General features: G+C 64.5%; 16 protein-coding genes. 14 read left to right on the forward strand and 2 right to left on the reverse strand.

Annotated elements, in window-relative coordinates; all coding sequences use genetic code 11:
* Positions 1 to 359: 359 nt before the first annotated feature.
* From ACEWQ0_RS04670 to ACEWQ0_RS04700, 7 genes are all read left to right on the forward strand, one after another.
* Complete coding sequence (locus tag ACEWQ0_RS04670) at positions 360 to 2744, forward strand: DUF6351 family protein (protein WP_476484666.1); 2385 nt, start codon at positions 360 to 362, stop codon at positions 2742 to 2744.
* A gap of 113 nt (positions 2745 to 2857) precedes the next feature.
* On the forward strand, positions 2858 to 3169 hold the full coding sequence (gene rplU / locus ACEWQ0_RS04675) for a 50S ribosomal protein L21 (protein WP_476481087.1): 312 nt from the start codon (positions 2858 to 2860) through the stop codon (positions 3167 to 3169).
* 3 nt (positions 3170 to 3172) lie between these two features.
* The gene (rpmA, locus tag ACEWQ0_RS04680) at positions 3173 to 3433 is read left to right on the forward strand and encodes a 50S ribosomal protein L27 (RefSeq protein ID WP_476481088.1); all 261 of its coding nucleotides are present in this window, start codon (positions 3173 to 3175) and stop codon (positions 3431 to 3433) included.
* A 343-nt stretch (positions 3434 to 3776) separates the two neighbouring features.
* The gene (cgtA, locus tag ACEWQ0_RS04685) at positions 3777 to 4826 is read left to right on the forward strand and encodes an Obg family GTPase CgtA (protein ID WP_476484667.1); all 1050 of its coding nucleotides are present in this window, start codon (positions 3777 to 3779) and stop codon (positions 4824 to 4826) included.
* Positions 4827 to 4913: 87 nt separating this feature from the next.
* Entirely contained in the window at positions 4914 to 6512 is a 1599-nt protein-coding gene (locus tag ACEWQ0_RS04690; RefSeq protein WP_476484668.1) for a mucoidy inhibitor MuiA family protein, read from the forward strand.
* Between the two features lie 67 nt (positions 6513 to 6579).
* Complete coding sequence (locus tag ACEWQ0_RS04695; RefSeq protein WP_476481124.1) at positions 6580 to 6813, forward strand: FitA-like ribbon-helix-helix domain-containing protein; 234 nt, start codon at positions 6580 to 6582, stop codon at positions 6811 to 6813.
* Complete coding sequence (locus tag ACEWQ0_RS04700) at positions 6810 to 7031, forward strand: PIN domain-containing protein (protein ID WP_476481091.1); 222 nt, start codon at positions 6810 to 6812, stop codon at positions 7029 to 7031. Before ACEWQ0_RS04695 ends, ACEWQ0_RS04700 begins: the two co-directional genes overlap by 4 nt.
* Before the next feature lie 305 nt (positions 7032 to 7336).
* Here the strand turns inward: ACEWQ0_RS04700 and rpsT are convergent, their stop codons facing one another.
* Positions 7337 to 7600, reverse strand: a complete 264-nt coding sequence (rpsT, locus tag ACEWQ0_RS04705) for a 30S ribosomal protein S20 (RefSeq protein WP_476481092.1) — start codon at positions 7598 to 7600, stop codon at positions 7337 to 7339.
* Between the two features lie 151 nt (positions 7601 to 7751).
* Here rpsT and murJ point away from each other — a divergent pair, with 151 nt between their 5' ends.
* The 4 genes from murJ (at position 7752) to lspA (ending at position 13853) form a co-directional block, all read left to right on the forward strand.
* A complete protein-coding gene (gene murJ, locus ACEWQ0_RS04710; protein ID WP_476481093.1) occupies positions 7752 to 9365 on the forward strand; it encodes a murein biosynthesis integral membrane protein MurJ in 1614 nt (537 codons plus the stop codon).
* An 80-nt stretch (positions 9366 to 9445) separates the two neighbouring features.
* The gene (locus tag ACEWQ0_RS04715; protein WP_476481094.1) at positions 9446 to 10366 is read left to right on the forward strand and encodes a bifunctional riboflavin kinase/FAD synthetase; all 921 of its coding nucleotides are present in this window, start codon (positions 9446 to 9448) and stop codon (positions 10364 to 10366) included.
* 227 nt (positions 10367 to 10593) lie between these two features.
* Positions 10594 to 13353 (forward strand): isoleucine--tRNA ligase, encoded by a 2760-nt coding sequence (gene ileS, locus ACEWQ0_RS04720; RefSeq protein WP_476484699.1) that lies wholly within the window; start codon positions 10594 to 10596, stop codon positions 13351 to 13353.
* Between the two features lie 8 nt (positions 13354 to 13361).
* Entirely contained in the window at positions 13362 to 13853 is a 492-nt protein-coding gene (gene lspA, locus ACEWQ0_RS04725) for a signal peptidase II (RefSeq protein ID WP_476484700.1), read from the forward strand.
* A gap of 364 nt (positions 13854 to 14217) precedes the next feature.
* Here the strand turns inward: lspA and ACEWQ0_RS04730 are convergent, their stop codons facing one another.
* Positions 14218 to 14901, reverse strand: a complete 684-nt coding sequence (locus tag ACEWQ0_RS04730) for a Bax inhibitor-1/YccA family protein (RefSeq protein ID WP_476481095.1) — start codon at positions 14899 to 14901, stop codon at positions 14218 to 14220.
* Positions 14902 to 15039: 138 nt separating this feature from the next.
* On the opposite strand from ACEWQ0_RS04730, the gene ACEWQ0_RS04735 reads away from it, so the two are divergent.
* The 3 genes from ACEWQ0_RS04735 (at position 15040) to pth (ending at position 18335) form a co-directional block, all read left to right on the forward strand.
* Positions 15040 to 16125, forward strand: a complete 1086-nt coding sequence (locus ACEWQ0_RS04735) for a PLP-dependent cysteine synthase family protein (RefSeq protein WP_476484669.1) — start codon at positions 15040 to 15042, stop codon at positions 16123 to 16125.
* Positions 16126 to 16681: 556 nt separating this feature from the next.
* A complete protein-coding gene (locus tag ACEWQ0_RS04740; RefSeq protein WP_476484670.1) occupies positions 16682 to 17407 on the forward strand; it encodes a 50S ribosomal protein L25/general stress protein Ctc in 726 nt (241 codons plus the stop codon).
* 349 nt (positions 17408 to 17756) lie between these two features.
* A complete protein-coding gene (gene pth / locus ACEWQ0_RS04745; protein ID WP_476484671.1) occupies positions 17757 to 18335 on the forward strand; it encodes an aminoacyl-tRNA hydrolase in 579 nt (192 codons plus the stop codon).
* The last annotated feature ends 93 nt before the right edge of the window (positions 18336 to 18428 follow it).

Consider the following 18428-nt stretch of genomic DNA (forward strand, 5'->3'; position numbering starts at 1 on the left):
GCCCTCGGCATAGATGGTGTCGAAGGCCAGCGACGACTTGCCCGAGCCTGACAGACCCGTGAACACGATCAACTGGTCACGAGGCAGCTCGACATCGACATTGGCCAGGTTGTGAGTACGCGCGCCGCGGACGCTGATCGATTTCATTGCAGAACACGTAAATGCGGGACAAGCCCGCTAATATAGCGCGCCGACCGTGATTGAGGCAAAGTCCCCTTCGATGCCAATATGATTCCGGCAGAAAGGGGCAGAGCCGGTTGTTCCGGCCAGCTTGCACAGCCTTACCAGCGATCCGCGAAAGCATGCGCCCGGCAGGCGCGTCAGAGAGCGGCTCCTGCGTCTGTCATGAGGGAGGAAACATGCATTCAATCCTGTGCCGGCGATCCCGGCAACGACTCGTCAAAGGCCTTGTCCTGACGGCAGCGCTGATTGCCTGCAGCGTCGCCTGGGCGTTGCCCCCGGTTCCTGTCCAGCTTGCCGGCGGGCAGGGTGGTGAAATCAAGATTCTCTCCAGCCCGCCCGATCAGGTGACCGGTGGCGATGTGCGCATCGCGCTCGAAAGGCCCGCCGGCCACCTCAGCAGCCTGTTCATGGCCAACGGTCAGCTGGTTGCGTCCACGGCATTTCGTCAGGACGGGCGCCTGGAATACCGGATCGAGGGGCTTGCCGAGGGCAGCAATACCCTGCAGGCCTGGCATTTTCGTTTTCACGAAGGCGGCTTTTTCCTGCAGCCTGGAGGTCAGATCGAGCTGGTCAACCACCCGATCACCGGCCCGCTGTTGTCCGGTCCGCAGCAGCACCCCTTCGTATGCTCCGTGGCTGACCAGTTCGGCATCCAGCCGAAGGTCGACAGCGGCAGTCCGCCCGGATTCCGCGTTTACGGCGATGACGGATCGGTCATAGGCTACAGCCGCAACTGCTCCATCGATTCGTTCATCACCTGGCACTACCGCACCACCGGTGACAAGTGGGCGGACTGGCCGGCTGACGGCAGTCGTCCCGACGACCTGGCCACCACTGTGACCATTGACGGCGAAGAAGTGGATTTCGTCATTCGCGTCGAACGCGGCACCATCAACCGCTTCATCTACAGCTACGCGATGCTGGCCGACCCGGATCTCATCGGCACCGGCGCGGCCGACCACGACACCAGCCGCTGGAACGGGCGCCTGCTCTATCACTTCCAGGGCGGCGTCGGCATCGGGCACACTCAGGGCCGCTGGTCATCCAGTCGCGCCATGAAGGCCAAGGTGCTCGGCCTAGGCCACGCCATTGCCTACTCGACCGGCACGCGCACCGGCGAGCACTACAATTTGCAGGTCGGCGGTGAAACCGCGCTGATGACCAAGGAAGGCTTCATCAAGCGCTACGGCGTGCCGACCTATACCGTCGGCCTGGGCGCCTCCGGCGGCGCCATCCAGCAGTATGTCTACGGCCAGAATCACCCCGACCTGATCGATGCGGCCATCCCCGAGCGTTCCTACCCCGACATGGTCACTCAGACCATCCACGTCGGTGACTGCGAGCTGCTCGAGCACTACATGGACGCCACCGATGGCGACAACCCCTTCTGGCAAACCACGAAGAATCGCAGTCTGCTGGTCGGCTTCAACGCCGTTGACTGGATGGGCAACCCGTTCGAGGAGGCCCAGCTGGCCATGGGCTTCAGCGCCGCGCCCGGCATGACCGAATGCGTGCCGGCCTGGCGCGGGCTCTCGCCGCTGGCTCTGAACCCGCATTACGGCGCCGTCGACAACGCTGAGCACTACGAGCCGCTGTCGGCCATCATGGACATCGAATGGACGCACATGGACGACCTGCGCAACATCTACGGCGTCGACGAGAATGGCTACGCCCGCCGCGCCGTCGATAACGTCGGCGTGCAGTACGGCCTGCGCGCCTTCGTCGCGGGTGACATCGACGCCGAGCAGTTCCTGCACCTCAATGCTCGCATCGGCGGCTGGAAGCCCGCCGAAGACATGGTGCAGGAGGGCTTTCCCTTCCTCGGTGATGCCACCCCGGAAAACTTCGACCCCTGGAGCCGCCGCAACATCATGCTCGGCGACGGCAGCGCGCCAGCGCCGCGCCACAGCGGTGACCGGGAGGCGATTGCGGCGCTGTATGAGTCCGGCGAGGTCTTCCATGGCCAGATCGACATTCCCGTGCTCGACATCCGCGACTGGCTCGAGCCGGTGCTGGACATGCACAACTCCAACCAGAGCTTCGCCACCCGCCAGCGCATCATCAACCACATGGGCAACGCCAACCACCAGGTCATCTGGTTTGCCGGCATCGGCGACGAGCCGCCCTATCAGATCGGGCAGTTCGATCTCGAGCGCACCGCGCTGGAAGTGATGGATGCCTGGATGGCCAACATCCGCGCCAACCCGGGCAGCTCCGTTGTCGACAATCGCCCCGAAGAGGCCGTCGACGCCTGCTTCCGCTACGACGGTGAGGTGATCGCCGCCGGGGAAGATGTCTGGAATGGCATCCTCGACAGCGGCGCCAGGGGCGCCTGCGCGCAGGCGTTTCCGACCTACACGACCTCGCGCATCGAGGCCGGCGCCCCGATCACCGGCGCGGTATTCAAATGCCAGCTAAAGCCCGTCAGCCGGGCGCTCAACGACGGCACCTACGGCGAGCGGCAGTTTGATTCTGACCAGATCGCCCGCCTCGAGCAGATCCATCCGCAGGGCGTGTGCGACTACAGTCTGCCCGACGCAGGCCGCCCGGCAGATCTGTAGCTGTAGAAGCGCCACCAGCCGGCGGGCGGTCATCGCCCGCCGGCATTGACTCGCACGGCGTCGTTGGGTAGAATTCCCGCTCTTTACTGGCGAGCTTTTGCGGAGATTCATCCATGTACGCGGTATTTTCAACCGGCGGCAAGCAGTACCGGGCCACTGAAGGCGACGTGCTGCGCGTCGAAAAACTGGACGCCGAGCAGGGCGCCAGCGTCGAGATCGACCAGGTTCTGATGGTTGGCGAAGGCGACGATGTGCGCATCGGCAGCCCCACTGTCGAGGGCGGCAAGGTCACCGCCGAGGTGGTGAACCACGGCCGCGGCGACAAGGTTCGCATCATCAAGTTCAAGCGCCGCAAGCATCACATGAAGCAGATGGGTCACCGTCAGCACTACACCGAAATCAAGATCACAGGAATCGAGGGCTAAGCAATGGCTCATAAAAAGGCAGGCGGCTCGACACGCAACGGCCGCGATTCAAATCCGCAATATCTGGGCGTCAAGCGCTACGGCGGCGAAGCCGTTCTGGCCGGCAACATTCTGGTCCGCCAGCGCGGTACCGCTTTTCATGCCGGCGCCAACGTCGGCGTGGGCCGCGACCACACCCTGTTCGCCCTGACCGACGGCAAGGTCAAGTTCGAACGCCGCGGCAAGCCCGTGCGCCGGCACGTCTCGATCGAACCGATCGAGTAGGCGCCACAGGCAACGACAATACCTGCATTCTGCCCCAGCCGGATGCCGAAAAAGCCCCGCCTTCGAGCGGGGCTTTTTCGTATTCGGGGGCGCTATTCAAAATTCCTGGAACGCAAAGACGCGAAACAGCTCAAGAGACAAAACCTGGTCACCACGGAAAGCATGGAAGACACGGAAAGTGAAACAAGGCGAGGCGGAGGAATGCGTGCCGGGCTGATGATTCTGGTTTGATGCTTTCCGTGGTTCCATTGTTTTCTCTTACTCCGCGTCTTTGCGTCGTAAAGGTTTCATTCTCCCCGCGGCTATTCCCGGCAAGCCGGCACCAAGCGGGTAAAATGCAGTCATGAAATTTGTTGATGAAGCTACGATTCGCGTCGCCGCCGGTAACGGCGGCAATGGTTGTGTCAGTTTTCGGCGCGAGAAATTCATTCCCAGAGGCGGGCCCGACGGCGGCGATGGCGGCGATGGTGGCCAGGTCTGGCTGGCCGGCGATTCCGGGCTCAACACTCTGGCCGACTTCCGTCACGCCCGCCAGTTCAAGGCAGACAACGGCCGACCCGGCGCCGGTCGCCAGCGTACCGGCAAGTCGGCTGACGACATCGTTGTGCACGTGCCGCTGGGCACCATTGTCACCGCTACCGAGACCGGCGAGCTGATCGGCGAGATACTTGAGCACGGTCAGCGCATGCTCGTTGCACGCGGCGGCAGCGGCGGTCGCGGCAACATCAACTTCAAGTCTTCCACCAATCGCGCGCCGCGGCAGTCGACGCCCGGCACGCCGGGCGAAACGCGCGAGCTGCATCTGGAGCTCAAGGTGCTCGCCGACGTCGGTCTGCTCGGTTTTCCCAATGCCGGCAAGTCAACGCTGGTCAGCGCGGTGTCCGCGGCTCGGCCCAGGGTAGCCGACTATCCCTTCACCACGCTGCACCCCAATCTGGGCGTGGTCCGCCTCGAAGCGGGGCGCTCGTTTGTCATCGCCGACATCCCCGGCCTGATCGAAGGTGCCGCCGAAGGCGCTGGCCTGGGGATTCAATTCCTGAAGCATCTGCAGCGCACCGGCCTGTTGCTGCATCTGGTCGAGATTGCCCCGGCCGATGGCAGTAACCCCGCCGATCAGGTACGCGCGCTCGAACGCGAGCTCGAGCAGTTCAATCAACACCTGGCCGGGCGCGAGCGCTGGCTGGTATTGACCAAGATCGATCAGCTCGACGACGAGCTGGCACGCGATGCCGCTGCTGAGATCATCGAGCAGCTCGATTGGCGCGCACCCTGGTATGCGATCTCGGCGGTGGCTCACAAGGGGCTGGACAAACTGACCGGCGACGTGATGAACTACCTTGAGCAAGGCGGCGGGACCACCTGGCAGGCTGCTGCAGAAAACCCGGCCGACTGAGCCCACAATCCTGTTGGCGCCGCTGGGCTCGCTCCGCTCGGCCGCGGTCTTTCCGCCTGCAGCGTCTTAATCAACCGGAGAAGCGTAATGCTAAGGATTCCAACGGCAGTTCTCACCCTTTTCTGGCTCTTCCCGGCGGGCGCCGCGGTCGAATCGGTCACCGTCTTTCCCGACCGCGCGACGGTCACGCGTGTCTTCGAAGTCGAGGTCAGGGCCGGCAGCGGCGAGCTGACCCGCTCCGACCTGCCCACCGGCCTGTCGCGCGACAGCCTGCGAATATCCGCCACGGGGCCGGAAGGCCTGCGCCTGGGTGCCTACCAGCTCGAGACGGTGCGCGGCAGCGAGCGCGTCAGCGAGCGCGCCCGCGAGCTCGAGCAGCGCCTCGAGAAGCTGCGCGAGGAAATGCACGCGGTCGACGACGACATCCAGGCGCGCGAAATGCAGCTCAGCCTGCTGCGCTCGCTGGCCAACGGGGCGGGGCAGGGCGACGGCAAGCTCTCGCTCGACGGCTGGAGCAAGGCGCTGGAGACGGTGGGCAGCGGCGCCGAGGCCGTGTTTTCGGCGCGCCGCAAGCTGCAGCACCAGCGGCGTGATCTGAATGCACAAATCAAGCGTCTGGAACAGGAGCTCGCCGATCTCGGCCAGCGCCAGCGCGATACCCTCGCACTCAGCCTGGCCTGGGAGGCTACTGCATCCGGCACGGCCGAATTCACCGTCGAGTACACCGTCGGCGGTGCCTATTGGCGGCCGGTTTACGAGTGGCGCCTGGACACTGAAGGCCACAAGCTGCAGCTCATCCAGCTTGCCGAGGTGCGCCAGCGCACCGGCGAAGACTGGTCCGACGCCGAGCTTCGGCTGTCGCTGTCGCGCCCGTCGGCCGGCGGGCGCCTGCCCGAGGTCTCGCCGTGGTGGGTCGATGTGGAACAGCCGCTCGAAGAGCAGGCCCGTGATTCAGCGGGGTTTGCCGGCGATACCCTGCAGCGCAGCGCGATGGTGGCAGCAGAAGCCGCGCCGGCAAAGTCCGCGGCCGGCTGGGATACCGCCGCGCTGGTCGGCAACGAATACACCCAGGCCTATCGCGTGCCCGGCCGCGCCAGCGTGACCTCCGACAACCAGCCGCATCGCTTCCGCCTGGACGAGCACGCCGTTGACGTGGCCCTGAGCGCGCGCACGGTGCCGCGCTACCAGCCCACCGCCTGGCTCTACGCCGAAGGTGACTGGGAAGGCGAGCTCGCGCTGCCGCCCGGCTCGGTCACGCTCTACCAGGACGACACCCTGGTCGGTCAGACACGCTTCGAGGGCGTGGCGCCCGGCGGAGAGCTGGCCTCGAGCTTCGGCGTCGACGACCGCATCACGGTCGAATACGAACTGGTACGCGACGATCGTTCAACCGAGGGCATGCTGCGCAAGTCGACCGTGCTCACCCGCGCACACGAGATTTCAGTGAGCAACGGCCATTCACGCCCGATCGAGCTGACCGTCTTCGACGCCATGCCGGTCTCGCGCGACGATCGCATCGAAGTTTCCCTTACCGACTCGAGCACACAACCCGACCGCCGCAAGGTCGACGACCGCCCCGGCGTACTCGCCTGGGACCGCGAACTGGCGGGCGGAGAGGAATTGAAGCTCACCGTCGGCTATCGTCTCAGCTTCCCGGAAGACCTGCCGGGTATACAGGGGTGGTGATAGCCGGGTGACGCGAGTCCGGAGTGATATCATGTGCTATCAGTGGTGATGAATGGATGGTGCCCAAATGGGCAGCTTGAGCGTCAGACGATTGGATCGGGAAACACTGGAGCTGCTCCGGATGCGAGCAGCTCGCAATGGTGTTTCGATGGAGGAGGAGGTTCGGCGGATCATTCGCCATGCCGTGGCTCCGCCCCGGCGTCTGGGCGATCTGGCGCTCGAGTTCTTTGGCGAGTCGCACGGCGCGACGATCGAGTTGCCCGATCGCGCTCCCCATGAGCCGATCGATCTGGATTCGTGATTCTGCTCGACACCAACGTCCTGTCAGAGCTCATGAAGCCCCGACCGAATGTCGGTGTGGTCGCTTGGCTCAATGAGTCGGAATCCACACGACTGTGGCTGAGCACCATCACGATAGCCGAGATCGAGTATGGGATTTGTGCCTTGCCGAAGGGCGCTCGTGGTCGGATGCTGAGATACCGATTCGAGAGATTCGTAAAGGCTGTATTCACCGGGTGAGTGCTGAAGTTCGACTATTCTGCGGCAACGATTTACGGCGAAATAATGGCCCATCGGAGAGCGAGCGGTCGGCCAATGAGCACGGCGGACGGCCAGATTGCGTCAATTGCGCTGAGCCGAAACCTTGAGTTGGCAACCCGCAATATACGGGATTTCGAGGGGTGCGGGCTGGATCTGGCCAATCCCTTCAAGTGATCACCCCAGTGTGGGCAAAGAGCAATTGCGGGGAAAAAAGCAAGTGCAGGCAAAGAAAAAGCCGCGCTGTCAGGCGCGGCTTTTTCGTGTTCGGCTTGTGCCCGAAAGGCTCAGGCCATGTCGCGAACGTGCTGATTGAGCCGCGACTTGTGGCGGGCGGCCTTGTTGGCGTGCATGACGCCTTTCGAAACGGAGCGGTCGATGGCCGGCACGGCGGCCTTGTAGGCCTGCTCGGCCGCGGCCTTGTCGCCCGACTCGATGGCGCGCAGCACCTTCTTGATCTGGGTGCGCACGTGCGATTTCTGCGAGGCATTGAGCTGGCGATGCTTCTCGGCCTGGCGGGCGCGCTTGCGGGCAGATACGCTATTGGCCACGTTGGAGTCTCCTGAAAAAATCGGTCATTGGAAAACAAGCAGGCAATTATCGGATGAATGGGGTCAGGAGTCAAGAAGCCATGTGCGATGCATATGCAGGCTGCCGCGTCGGGCCATGCGACGCGCTGGCAGCAGTGGGTGACTGAGCGCGATGAGCCTTCTCAAGAGCATCTTCTCGTTCAGCTCGATGACGCTGATCTCGCGGATTCTGGGCTTTGCCCGTGACGTCGTGTTCGCGCGCTGGTTCGGGGCCGGGCCGGCGATGGACGCTTTCGTCTTTGCCTTCAAGATTCCCAACTTCCTGCGCCGGCTGTTTGCCGAGGGCTCGTTTTCGCTGGCCTTCGTGCCGGTGCTCAACGAATACCGCGAAAAACACGACCACGCCCGCCTCAAGTCGCTGATCGACGCCACGGCCGGCAGCCTGATGGCGGTACTGCTGGTAGTCACCGCGCTGGGCGTGTTCGCGGCCGGCGGGGTGGTCACGCTGTTCGCGCCCGGCTTTCTCGACGACCCCGAAAAGTTCCGGTTGGCCACCGACCTGCTGCGGGTGACCTTCCCCTATCTGCTGTTCATCGCGCTCACGGCGCTGGCCGGCGGCATTCTCAACACCCTGGGTCGTTTTGCGCTGCCGGCGCTCACGCCGGCGCTGCTCAATGTGGCGCTGATTACCGCGGCGGTGGCCTTCAGCCCGCTGTTCGAGCAGCCCATCAAGGCGCTCGCCTGGGGCGTGCTCGCCGCCGGCGTACTCCAGCTGGCCGTGCAGCTTCCGCTGCTGGCCCGTCACGATGTGCTGCCGCTGCCAAGGCCCGACTTTCGCCATCCGGGAGTCAGGCGCATCATGAAGCTGATGGTGCCGACCCTGTTCGGCTCTTCCGTGGCGCAGGTCAGCCTGCTGTTCGACGTGTTCTTCGCCTCGCTGCTGGCCTCGGGCTCGCTGGCCTGGCTGTACTACGGCGATCGGCTGATGGAGTTTCCGCTGGGCATGTTCGGCGTGGCGCTGTCGGTGGTGATCCTGCCCACGCTCTCGTCGCTGCACGCGCGCAACGGGCGCGCGGAATATCGCGCCGTGCTCGACTGGGCCGTCACTCTGGGGCTGATCATCGCGCTGCCGGCGGCGGTGGGCCTGGCGATGGTGGCCGAGCCCCTGATCATCACGCTCTTTCACCACGGCGCCTTCACCGATCAGGACGCGTTGATGGCGGCGCGCGCGCTGCTGGCCTACAGCCTGGGCCTGCCGGCCTTCATCGGCGTCAAGGTTCTGGCGCCGGCCTACTTTTCGCGTCAGGACACCAGAACGCCGGTCAAGATCGCCGTCATCGCCCTGATCGCCAACATGGGGCTGAACGTGTTGTTCGTGATCGCGATTGCCTGGTGGCTGGCCGGTGGCAGCGATGCGGGCGGCTTCTGGGTCATGCTGGCCAATCATCCCGGGGCGCACGCCGGGCTGGCGCTGGCTTCCAGCGCGTCGGGCTGGATCAACGCCACGCTGCTGTGGCGTGGTCTGCGCCACCAGTCGCTCACGCCGCGGCTGCCATGGCGCCGGGTAGGGCAGGCGGTTGCCGGCTGCCTGGTCATGGCGGCGGTGCTGCTGGCCCTCCAGCCCGACGTCGGGCGCTGGCTTGCGGCCACAACGGCGTGGCGCGCCGGCATGATCGCGCTGGTGATTGGCGCGGGCGCGGCAGCCTATGCACTGGTGCTTATCGCCACCGGCCTGCGCCCGCGCCACCTTGCCCGCCCGGCTCATGGCAAAAGCACCCCGAGCTGATCGCCTGCGCACCGCCGGCCGGACACGCTGCGGCACTTGCAGAGCGACAGGCTCAAAACGGGTACAATCCATGGCTTGCCATGCGACTCGTCAGACACTTCAATCCCGACCGCGACAGATGGCCCGCCACCTCGGTGGCCGTGGGCAATTTCGACGGTCTCCACCGCGGCCATCAGGCGCTGATCGAGGCTGCCCGCAGCGGCGCCGGCAAACTGACGCCGGCGCTGATGTGTTTCGAGCCGCTGCCGGCCACCTTCTTCAAGCCGGACTCGCCGCAGCCGCGCCTGCTCAACGTGCGCGACAAGATTCGTCTCACGCGCGATTACGGGCTGGATCTGATGTTCATGCTGCGCTTCAACGCGGGCTTTGCCCGTCAGAGCCCGGAGCGTTTCGTGCGCGATGTGCTGGTGCGCGGTGCGCGTGCCGAACGTGTCGTTGTCGGCGCGGACTTCAATTTTGGCTCGCGGGCGGCCGGTGACGTTGCCATGCTCAGAAAGCTGGGTCGGCGCTACGGCTTCGAGGTCGAACAGGTCGAGGCGGTTGTCGACGGCCAAGAGCGTATTTCATCGACGCGCATCCGCACCGCGTTGTTCGAGGGCAAGCTCGGCGAAGCCGAGCGCCTGCTGGGCCGGCCCTGTCGCATATCCGGCCGGGTGCTGCGCGGCCGCCGTCTGGGCCGTAGCCTGGGGTTCCCAACGGTCAATATCCGGCCGCCGAACCCGCCGGCGCTATCGGGCATCCTGGCCGCCCGCGTTTCGGGCGCCGGCCTGGTTGCGCATCCCGGTGTCGCCAGCCTGGGCCGCCGCCCGGTGCTCGGCGGCACTGACTGGGTGCTCGAAGTGCACCTGTTCGATTACGATGGCGATCTGTACGGCAAGCACCTTGAAGTCGAGTTCGTCGAGTTCATTCGCACCGAAGAGCATTTTGACGACCTCGAGGCGCTGACCAAGCAGATGGAGAAGGATGCTGACAAAGCGCGAGAAGTGCTGCTGCATGAATGAACAAGCACCAAACGCCAATTTTCAAACAAGGACCTGATGACCGAGCTTCCAATGATCAAGACAACCCCGGCCAAGCTGAGGGGTTTCGATCATTGGGAGTTGAGCATTGAGGTTTGTTGGTAAATTGGAATTTGGTAATCGAAAATTTCCTGAAACTGAACCCAGAGCCCTTGAAAACGCCCGTGGACTACAAAAAAACCATCAACCTCCCCAAGACCGCCTTTCCGATGAAGGCTTCGCTTGCCCAGCGCGAGCCCGGCATGCTCGAGCAGTGGTATGCCGACGAGCTCTACGCGCGTCTGCAGGAGGCCACCGCAGACCGTGAGACCTTCGTGCTGCACGACGGCCCGCCGTATGCCAACGGCGACATTCACATCGGGCATGCGGTCAACAAGATTCTCAAGGATTTCGTGGTGCGCTCGGCGCTGCTTGCCGGCTACCGCGCGCCCTACGTGCCGGGCTGGGACTGCCACGGCCTGCCGATCGAGGTGCAGGTCGAAAAGAAGGTCGGCAAGGTCGGTCAGAAGGTCGATGCTGCCACCTTTCGCCAGAAGTGCCGCGAATATGCCGATAAGCAGATCGCCAACCAGCGCGAGGACTTCAAGCGCCTGGGTGGGCTGGGTGACTGGGCCAACCCCTACGCCAGCCGCGACTTCAGCTACGAAGCCGACATGCTGCGCGCGCTGGCGAAGATCGTCGAGCGCGGCCATCTCAAGCGCGGCGTCAAGCCGGTGCACTGGTGCTTCGACTGCGGCTCGGCCCTGGCCGAGGCCGAGATCGAATACCAGGACAAGACCTCGATTGCCATCGACGTGCTGTTTCCTGCGGTTGATCCGGAAAAGCTCGCCAGCCTGTTCGGTGTCACCGGCCTGGCCGACGATGCCGGTATCGCCATCTGGACGACCACGCCCTGGACCATTCCCGCCAACCAGGCGGTCTGTCTGAACGCCGAGCTCGACTACGACCTGGTGCGCGGCATGCGCGACGGCGTCAAACGCGATCTGGTGGTCGCCAGCGAGCTGCGCGAGGCGGTGTGCGAGCGCATCGGCCTGGACAAGGTCGAGGTGCTGGGCACCATTCGCGGCGACCAGCTCGAGCATCTGCGCCTGCGCCACCCCTTCAACGACTACGAGGTGCCGGCCATCCTCGGCGAGCACGTCACTACCGAAACCGGTACCGGCGCGGTTCACACCGCCCCCGGCCACGGTCAGGAAGACTTCGAGGTCGGCCAGGAATACGGCCTGCCTGTGGTCAATCCCATCGACGGACGCGGCGTGTTCGTCGACGAAACTCCGGTGGTTGGCGGCCAGCACGTGTGGAAGGCCAACGCCGTGCTGGTCGAACACATGCGCAGCAACGGCACGCTGCTCTCGGCCGAGGATTTCGACCACAGCTACCCGCACTGCTGGCGCCACAAGACGCCGACGGCTTTCCGCACCACACCGCAGTGGTTCATTGCCATGGACCAGGCCGGCCTGCGTGAACAGGCCCTGCGTGAAGTCGACCAGGTGCGCTGGGTGCCCGACTGGGGTCAGGCGCGCATCCGCGGCATGATCGAAACCCGCCCGGACTGGTGCATCTCGCGCCAACGCACCTGGGGCGTGCCTCTGGGCTTGTTCATCGACCGCGACAGCCAGGAGCCGCACCCCGACACCCCCGAGCTGCTGCGCAAGTTCGCCGAGGTCGTTGAAAAAGACGGCGTCGACGCCTGGTACGCCGACGACATTGCCGAGCGCCTGGGCGTCGACGGCGAGCAGTACGAGCCGGTGCCCGACATCCTCGACGTGTGGTTCGACTCGGGCGTGACCCATCACTGCGTGCTCGACAAGCGCGCCGAGCTCACGCGCCCGGCCGACATCTACCTGGAAGGCTCCGATCAGCATCGCGGCTGGTTCCAGTCCTCGCTTTTGACCTCGGTGGCCATGCACGGTGTCGCGCCATACAAACAGGTGCTCACCCACGGCTTCACCGTCGACGCCGAAGGCCGGAAGATGTCGAAGTCGCAGGGCAATGTGGTCGCCCCGCAGCAGGTCATGAAAACGCTCGGCGCCGACATCCTGCGCCTGTGGGTGGCCGCGGCCGATTACCGCCAGGAAATGAGCGTCTCCGACGAGATCCTCAAGCGCGTGGCCGACGCCTACCGGCGTATCCGCAACACTGCCCGCTTTTTGCTGGGCAACCTGCACGATTTTGACCCGACCACCGACGCCCGGGCACTCGACGAGCTGCTGCCGCTCGATCGCTACGCTATCGACATGGCCGCGCGGCTGCAGGACGAGGTCACCGACGCCTATCGCAACTACCGCTATCTCAACATCTACCAGGGCGTGCATCACTTCTGCTCGGTCGACATGGGCGCCTTCTATCTCGACATCATCAAGGATCGCCTCTACACCCTGCCCGCCGACCACCCCGCGCGGCGCTCGGCGCAGACGGCCATGCACCACATCCTCGAGGCCCTGGTGCGCTGGCTGGCACCGGTGTGCTGCTTTACCGCCGAGGAAATCTGGAAGGAAATGCCCGGCGGGCGCGACGACTCGGTGATGCTGGCCACCTGGTACGAAGGTCTGACGACCAGCGACGAGCGCAACCGCAACACCATCCAGCGCCTGCGCAAAGTGCGCGAGGTCGTTGGCCCGTGGCTCGAGCAGCTTCGGCGCGACAAGACCATCGGCGCTTCGCTGGCGGCCGAAATCACGCTGGAAGCCTCCGGCAAGCTGGCCGAAGCGCTCGACTCCATCGGCGACGAACTGCGCTTTTTCTTCATCTCGTCGGACGTCCACCTCGCGCCGGTGGCCGAGCCGATGGAAACCGCCGACATCGACGGCGACAGCCTCAAGCTGGCGGTCAAGCCAACCGAGCACGCCAAGTGCGTGCGCTGCTGGCACCATCGTGATTCGGTGGGCAGCAACCCGGATCATCCGGAAATCTGCGAACGCTGCGTGGAAAATGTCGAGGGGCCGGGCGAAACCCGGCATTGGGGCTGATGCTGCCGATGCGCCCCGTTCGCTACGGGCTGTGGCTGGGCATGGCCGCGCTGATCGTGCTGCTCGATCTATACACCAAGCAGCTCGCCATGCATCATCTCGAGCTCTATCGCCCGAACGCGGTGTTGCCGTGGCTAAACCTGACGCTGGCCCACAACACCGGCGCGGCGTTTTCTTTCCTGGCCGGCGGCAGCGGCTGGCAGCGCTGGTTTTTGTCCGGCGTGGCCGTCGTGATCGTTGGTGTGCTGCTGGTCTGGCTATGGCGCCTGCCGCATCGCGCCCGCCTGCTGCCTGCGGCGCTGGCTTTGATCATCGGTGGGGCCATCGGCAACCTGATCGACCGCATCCGCTTTGGCTACGTCGTCGACTTCATCGACGTCTACTACGCCGACTGGCACTGGCCCGCCTTCAACCTCGCCGACTCCGCCATCGTCGTCGGCGTCATCCTGCTGCTGCTGGACAGCCTTCTTCCAAGTCGCGTTCAACACCACCACGCGTGAGCCTGGCTTGTGCCGGAGGTTGCAATGGCTTCGCAGGATGCGTGCAGCGAAGCCCAACGCATCAGCGCCGGCTCGGGCGCCCACACCCCCCGCGACGGCACGCCCGCTCACACATTCCGTGACGACACGCCCGCAGCCCCGAACCAGAAAACTGGTAGCCCCCGAACCAGAAAACCGGTAGCCCCGGACTCGATCCGGGGCCTCTCTGAACGCACGCACCCTCGGCAGGAAGATTCCGGCTCGGAGGCCGGGAATGCGATGCTGTGGGCGATGAGATATGCGCCGGGGTTGCGCGCGCGTCCACGATAAAAAACCCCGGCACGGCGGCCGGGGTTTCGAAGGGGTGGGGACTGTCTCCAGCGCCTTACTCTTCGCCGAAGAAAAAGCCGAACAGCTGCAGCAGGCTCAGAAACAGGTTGTAGAGCGACACGAACAGCGTGACCGTCGCCATGATGTAGTTGGTCTCGCCGCCTCTGACGATCTGCTGGGTCTGGTAGAGAATCAGGCCGCACATCAGGAGCGCAAACATGCCGCTCACGGCCAGGCTCAGCGCCGGCATATTGAAGAACACGGCAATCAGGCTGGCCACGAAGGCCACCAGAATGCCGGCAAACAGCATCGGCCCGATGAACCCGAAGTCCTTCTTGGTCACCATCGCAAAGCCCGACAGGCCGACAAAGGCCACGCCGGTGGCGCCCATGGCGGCAATGACCAGCTGGTCGCCGTTGCTGAACATGGTCGTGTAGGCGCTGATGATCGGGCCGATGGTCAGGCCCATGAAGCCGGTCAGCGCAAAAGTGGTCAGAATGCCCCAGGCCGAGTTGCGCAGCGCCTGGGTGGCGAACAGCAGGCCGAAATAGCCCACCAGCGTGATCACCAGCCCCGGGTGCGGCCAGTTATTGGCCATCGAAAGCCAGGCCACGCCGGCACTGAACAGCAGCGTCAGTGACAGCAGGTTCCAGGTGTTGCGCAGCACGCGGCGCGCATTGTCGTCCATCGCGGTCGAGCGACCGCGGCTGATGGTATGTGCACGAAGGTTCTCGCTCATTGTCGGCGTTGATCCTTGAGTTGACAGGTGAATGAGTCTGCAGGATAAGACCGCAATTCTAGCAGGAAGGTTTCATGCCCGCCTTGATGCGACCCGCCCGCGGTATCATGCCGGCAGACCAATCACCGGGCCCTTTGCATGACCTCCAATCGCTGCCGCTGGGTCGCCGAGGCGATCCGGGCCATTGATGCCGACTTCAACCGCTCCGCCGACACGCACCTGATCCGCGCGGACATGCCGGTCGCCTGGCGGGGCTGGCAGATCTATCTGAAAGACGAGTCGATTCACCCGACCGGCAGCCTCAAGCACCGCCTGGCGCGCTCGCTGTTTCTCTACGGTCTGTCCAACGGCTGGATCGGGCCCGACACGCCCATCATCGAGGCCAGCAGCGGCTCCACGGCGGTGTCAGAGGCTTACTTTGCCCGCCTGCTCGGCCTGCGCTTCATCGCGGTGATGCCCAAAGACACCTCGCGCAAGAAGATCGCCAAGATTGCCTTCTATGGCGGTGAGTCGCATCTGGTCGAGCCGGGCGAAATCTACGCCGAATCCGAACGCCTGGCACGCGAGCTGGGCGGGCACTACATGGACCAGTTCACATATGCCGAAAGAGCCACCGACTGGCGCGGCAACAACAACATCGCCGAGTCCCTGTTTGCTCAGATGGCGCTCGAGCCGCAGCCCTATCCACGCTGGGTTGTAGTCTCGGCAGGTACCGGCGGCACCGCGGCCACCATCGGCCGCTACATGCGCTACCGCTGTTTTGCCGGCTGCCCCACACAAATGTGCGTGGTCGACCCGGAAAACTCGGTGTTTGCCGACTACTACGAAACCCGCGACTGCGGCCTGACCACCCACAAGGCCTCGCGTATCGAGGGCATCGGCCGCCCAAGAGTCGAGCCGAGTTTCATCCCGTCGCTGGTCGACCGCATGGAGCGCATACCCGACGCCGCCTCCATGGCGGCCGTCCGCTTCCTTGAAGACTGGCTGGGCCGGCGCTGCGGCGGCTCGACCGGAACCAACCTGATCGGCGTGGTGCGCCTGCTTTCCGAAATGCGCCAGCGCGGCGAGAAGGGCAGCGTGGTCACGCTCCTGTGCGACGGCGGCAACCGCTACGCCGACACCTACTTCAACGACGAATGGCTCGCCGCCGAGGGCCTCGACATCGATCCCTGGCTGGCGGCGCTGGAGCGCTGGGCCGAAAGCGGGCAGTGGGAGGAGCCGTGAAAGTCGTCCGTTGCGGATGTAACCGCAACCTACGCAGGCCGACGACGAACCGCCCACGCACCGGGCAACGTAGGTCGGCGTTACATCGCCGACGGACGACGTGGCGGGCCTGATCACGCGTGGCTGACGTCGGGGCGCTCCGGTACCTCGTCCGTCGCGGATGTAACCGCAACCTACGCAGGCCGCCGACAAACCGCCCACGCACCGGGCAACGTAGGTCGGCGTTACATCGCCGACGGACAACGCGGCGTGCCTGGCCACGCGTGGCTGACGTCGGGGCGCTCCGGTACCTCGTCCGTTGCGGGTGTAACCGCAACCTACGCAGGCCGCCGACGAACCGCCCACGCACCGGGCAACGCCGTGGGTCGGCGTTACATCGCCGACGGACGACGTGGCGTGCCTGGTCACGCGTGGCGGCTGTAACCGGGCCCCACAACCCGCACAACGCGACAGCGGGCTTTTGCGCGGGCTCGAAGGGCGCTATAATGGCGGGCTTGTTCCGACTGCCTGGTCGCGGGCGGTCGGTCATTCAACCCTTGGAAAGAGACGAATCGTCATGGCGAAACAATACAAGATTCCGGCAGAAATGCGTACGGACGTGGGGAAAGGTGCGAGCCGCCGCCTGCGCCGCGCGGGTCGGGTGCCGGCCGTGGTTTACGGCGGTGATCGCGACGCGGTCAGCATCACCATCGACCACAACTACCTGATGCATGAATCCGATGAGCAGGCCTTTCATTCCTCCGTGCTCGAGCTGCGAGTGGGCGAGAAAAGGCAAAAGGTCGTTCTTCGTGATCTGCAGCGTCATCCGTTCAAGCCCGTACTGATCCACGCCGATTTCCTGCGCATCTCTGACGATCAGGAAATTCGCATGCAGGTGCCACTGCACTTCATCAACGAGGAAATTTCGCCGGCCGAAAAGGAGGCCGGTGTGGTCATTTCCTATCAGGTCATGGATGTGGAAGTCGAATCGCTGCCTGGCGACCTGCCGGAGTATCTGGAGGTTGATCTGGCCAAGCTCGAGCCCGGCGAGAGCATCATGCTCAGCGACATCGAGCTGCCTGAAGGCGTGATACTGCCGATGCTCCACTATGAAGGTGAGGAGCACGACTACTCCATCGTTACCGCGCTCTACATCCGCGCCAGCCAGGGCACGGGCGAAATGGCTGCTGAAGCCGATGCCGCCCTTGACGAAGGCGCTGAAGTCGAAACCGTGGGCGAAGAAGCCGCCGCTGACGAAGACGCCGAAGGCGAAGACGAAGGCGAAGAGGGCCAGCAGGACTGAGCTGTGGCCCCTCAGCCCGATGATTGCGAATTCAGCGTTTCTATGGCCTTTCGCTGCAAGGCGCCGTGCGCTGGCGATGGCCGCCACCCTTGGCAAGCGCGGCAGCACGGTCGACGGCTGCGCTCGCAAGGCTTTGTTCGCTGCGCGAAAGCTGCCATGCGGCTCCGCCTGCGCTGCAGCGAGACGCCAGAGGAGCGTGCGAAGGGTTGGCCTGTCAGCATCCATGACGGCATTGCGACTCCAGCAAAAGGCTGTGGTAAAGGACCATTGCCATTCCCTGCAAGCCGCGTCTTGCCGGGAAGGCTGACAGACCAACTGAATCCGCAATGATCGGGCTGAAGGACCACTAGTGACCGATCGCTGGCTGATCGTCGGCCTGGGTAATCCGGGCAGCAAGTACGAACGAACCCGGCATAACGCCGGGTTCTGGTTTATCGATGAGCTTGACCGGCGCGAATCGCCGGGCCTCAAACCCAACCGCAAGCTGCACGGCGAAGTCGCCAAGGCACCGTTTGCCGGCGCTGACTGCGTGTTTCTTCGGCCCGCCACCTTCATGAACGAGTCCGGGCAGGCCATACGCGCGGCGAGCGACTATTTCAACGTGGCACCCGAGCAGGTGGTGGTGGCATATGACGACCTCGACCTGCCGCCGGGTACCGTCAAGCTCAAGCTTGGCGGCGGACACGGCGGGCACAACGGGCTAAGAAGCACCTTCAGCCACCTGGGCAGCCAGAATTTCTGGCGCGTGCGCATCGGCATCGGCCACCCCGGCTTCAAGGAGGCGGTGACGCCGTGGGTGCTCAGCCGGGCCGGGGCCGAAGATGAAAAGGCCATCCTCGACGCCGTTCAACGCGCCGTGGACGCTTTGCCGCACCTGCTCGAAGGTGATTCCGGCGAGGCGATGAAGAGGCTGCACACCAAGCCATAAGCACCCTGCAGCACCGGATTTGATCGGGAGCCTCTCTGGCGCCGGCACCATAGCCAGGAGGATCCCGGCTCCGAGGCCGGGAAGACCATAGCC

Source organism: Wenzhouxiangella sp. YN9, assembly GCF_056324165.1.

Coding starts and splice junctions, on each gene's coding strand:
- ACEWQ0_RS04715 (WP_476481094.1), top strand. CDS start 9,446: ATGCGACTCGTCAGACACTTCAATCCCGACCGCGACAGATGGCCCGCC.
- ACEWQ0_RS04695 (WP_476481124.1), top strand. CDS start 6,580: ATGGGCAGCTTGAGCGTCAGACGATTGGATCGGGAAACACTGGAGCTG.
- murJ (WP_476481093.1), top strand. CDS start 7,752: ATGAGCCTTCTCAAGAGCATCTTCTCGTTCAGCTCGATGACGCTGATC.
- ileS (WP_476484699.1), top strand. CDS start 10,594: ATGAAGGCTTCGCTTGCCCAGCGCGAGCCCGGCATGCTCGAGCAGTGG.
- rplU (WP_476481087.1), top strand. CDS start 2,858: ATGTACGCGGTATTTTCAACCGGCGGCAAGCAGTACCGGGCCACTGAA.
- ACEWQ0_RS04740 (WP_476484670.1), top strand. CDS start 16,682: ATGGCGAAACAATACAAGATTCCGGCAGAAATGCGTACGGACGTGGGG.
- ACEWQ0_RS04730 (WP_476481095.1), bottom strand. CDS start 14,901: ATGAGCGAGAACCTTCGTGCACATACCATCAGCCGCGGTCGCTCGACC.
- ACEWQ0_RS04690 (WP_476484668.1), top strand. CDS start 4,914: ATGCTAAGGATTCCAACGGCAGTTCTCACCCTTTTCTGGCTCTTCCCG.
- cgtA (WP_476484667.1), top strand. CDS start 3,777: ATGAAATTTGTTGATGAAGCTACGATTCGCGTCGCCGCCGGTAACGGC.
- rpmA (WP_476481088.1), top strand. CDS start 3,173: ATGGCTCATAAAAAGGCAGGCGGCTCGACACGCAACGGCCGCGATTCA.
- lspA (WP_476484700.1), top strand. CDS start 13,362: ATGCGCCCCGTTCGCTACGGGCTGTGGCTGGGCATGGCCGCGCTGATC.
- ACEWQ0_RS04670 (WP_476484666.1), top strand. CDS start 360: ATGCATTCAATCCTGTGCCGGCGATCCCGGCAACGACTCGTCAAAGGC.
- ACEWQ0_RS04735 (WP_476484669.1), top strand. CDS start 15,040: ATGACCTCCAATCGCTGCCGCTGGGTCGCCGAGGCGATCCGGGCCATT.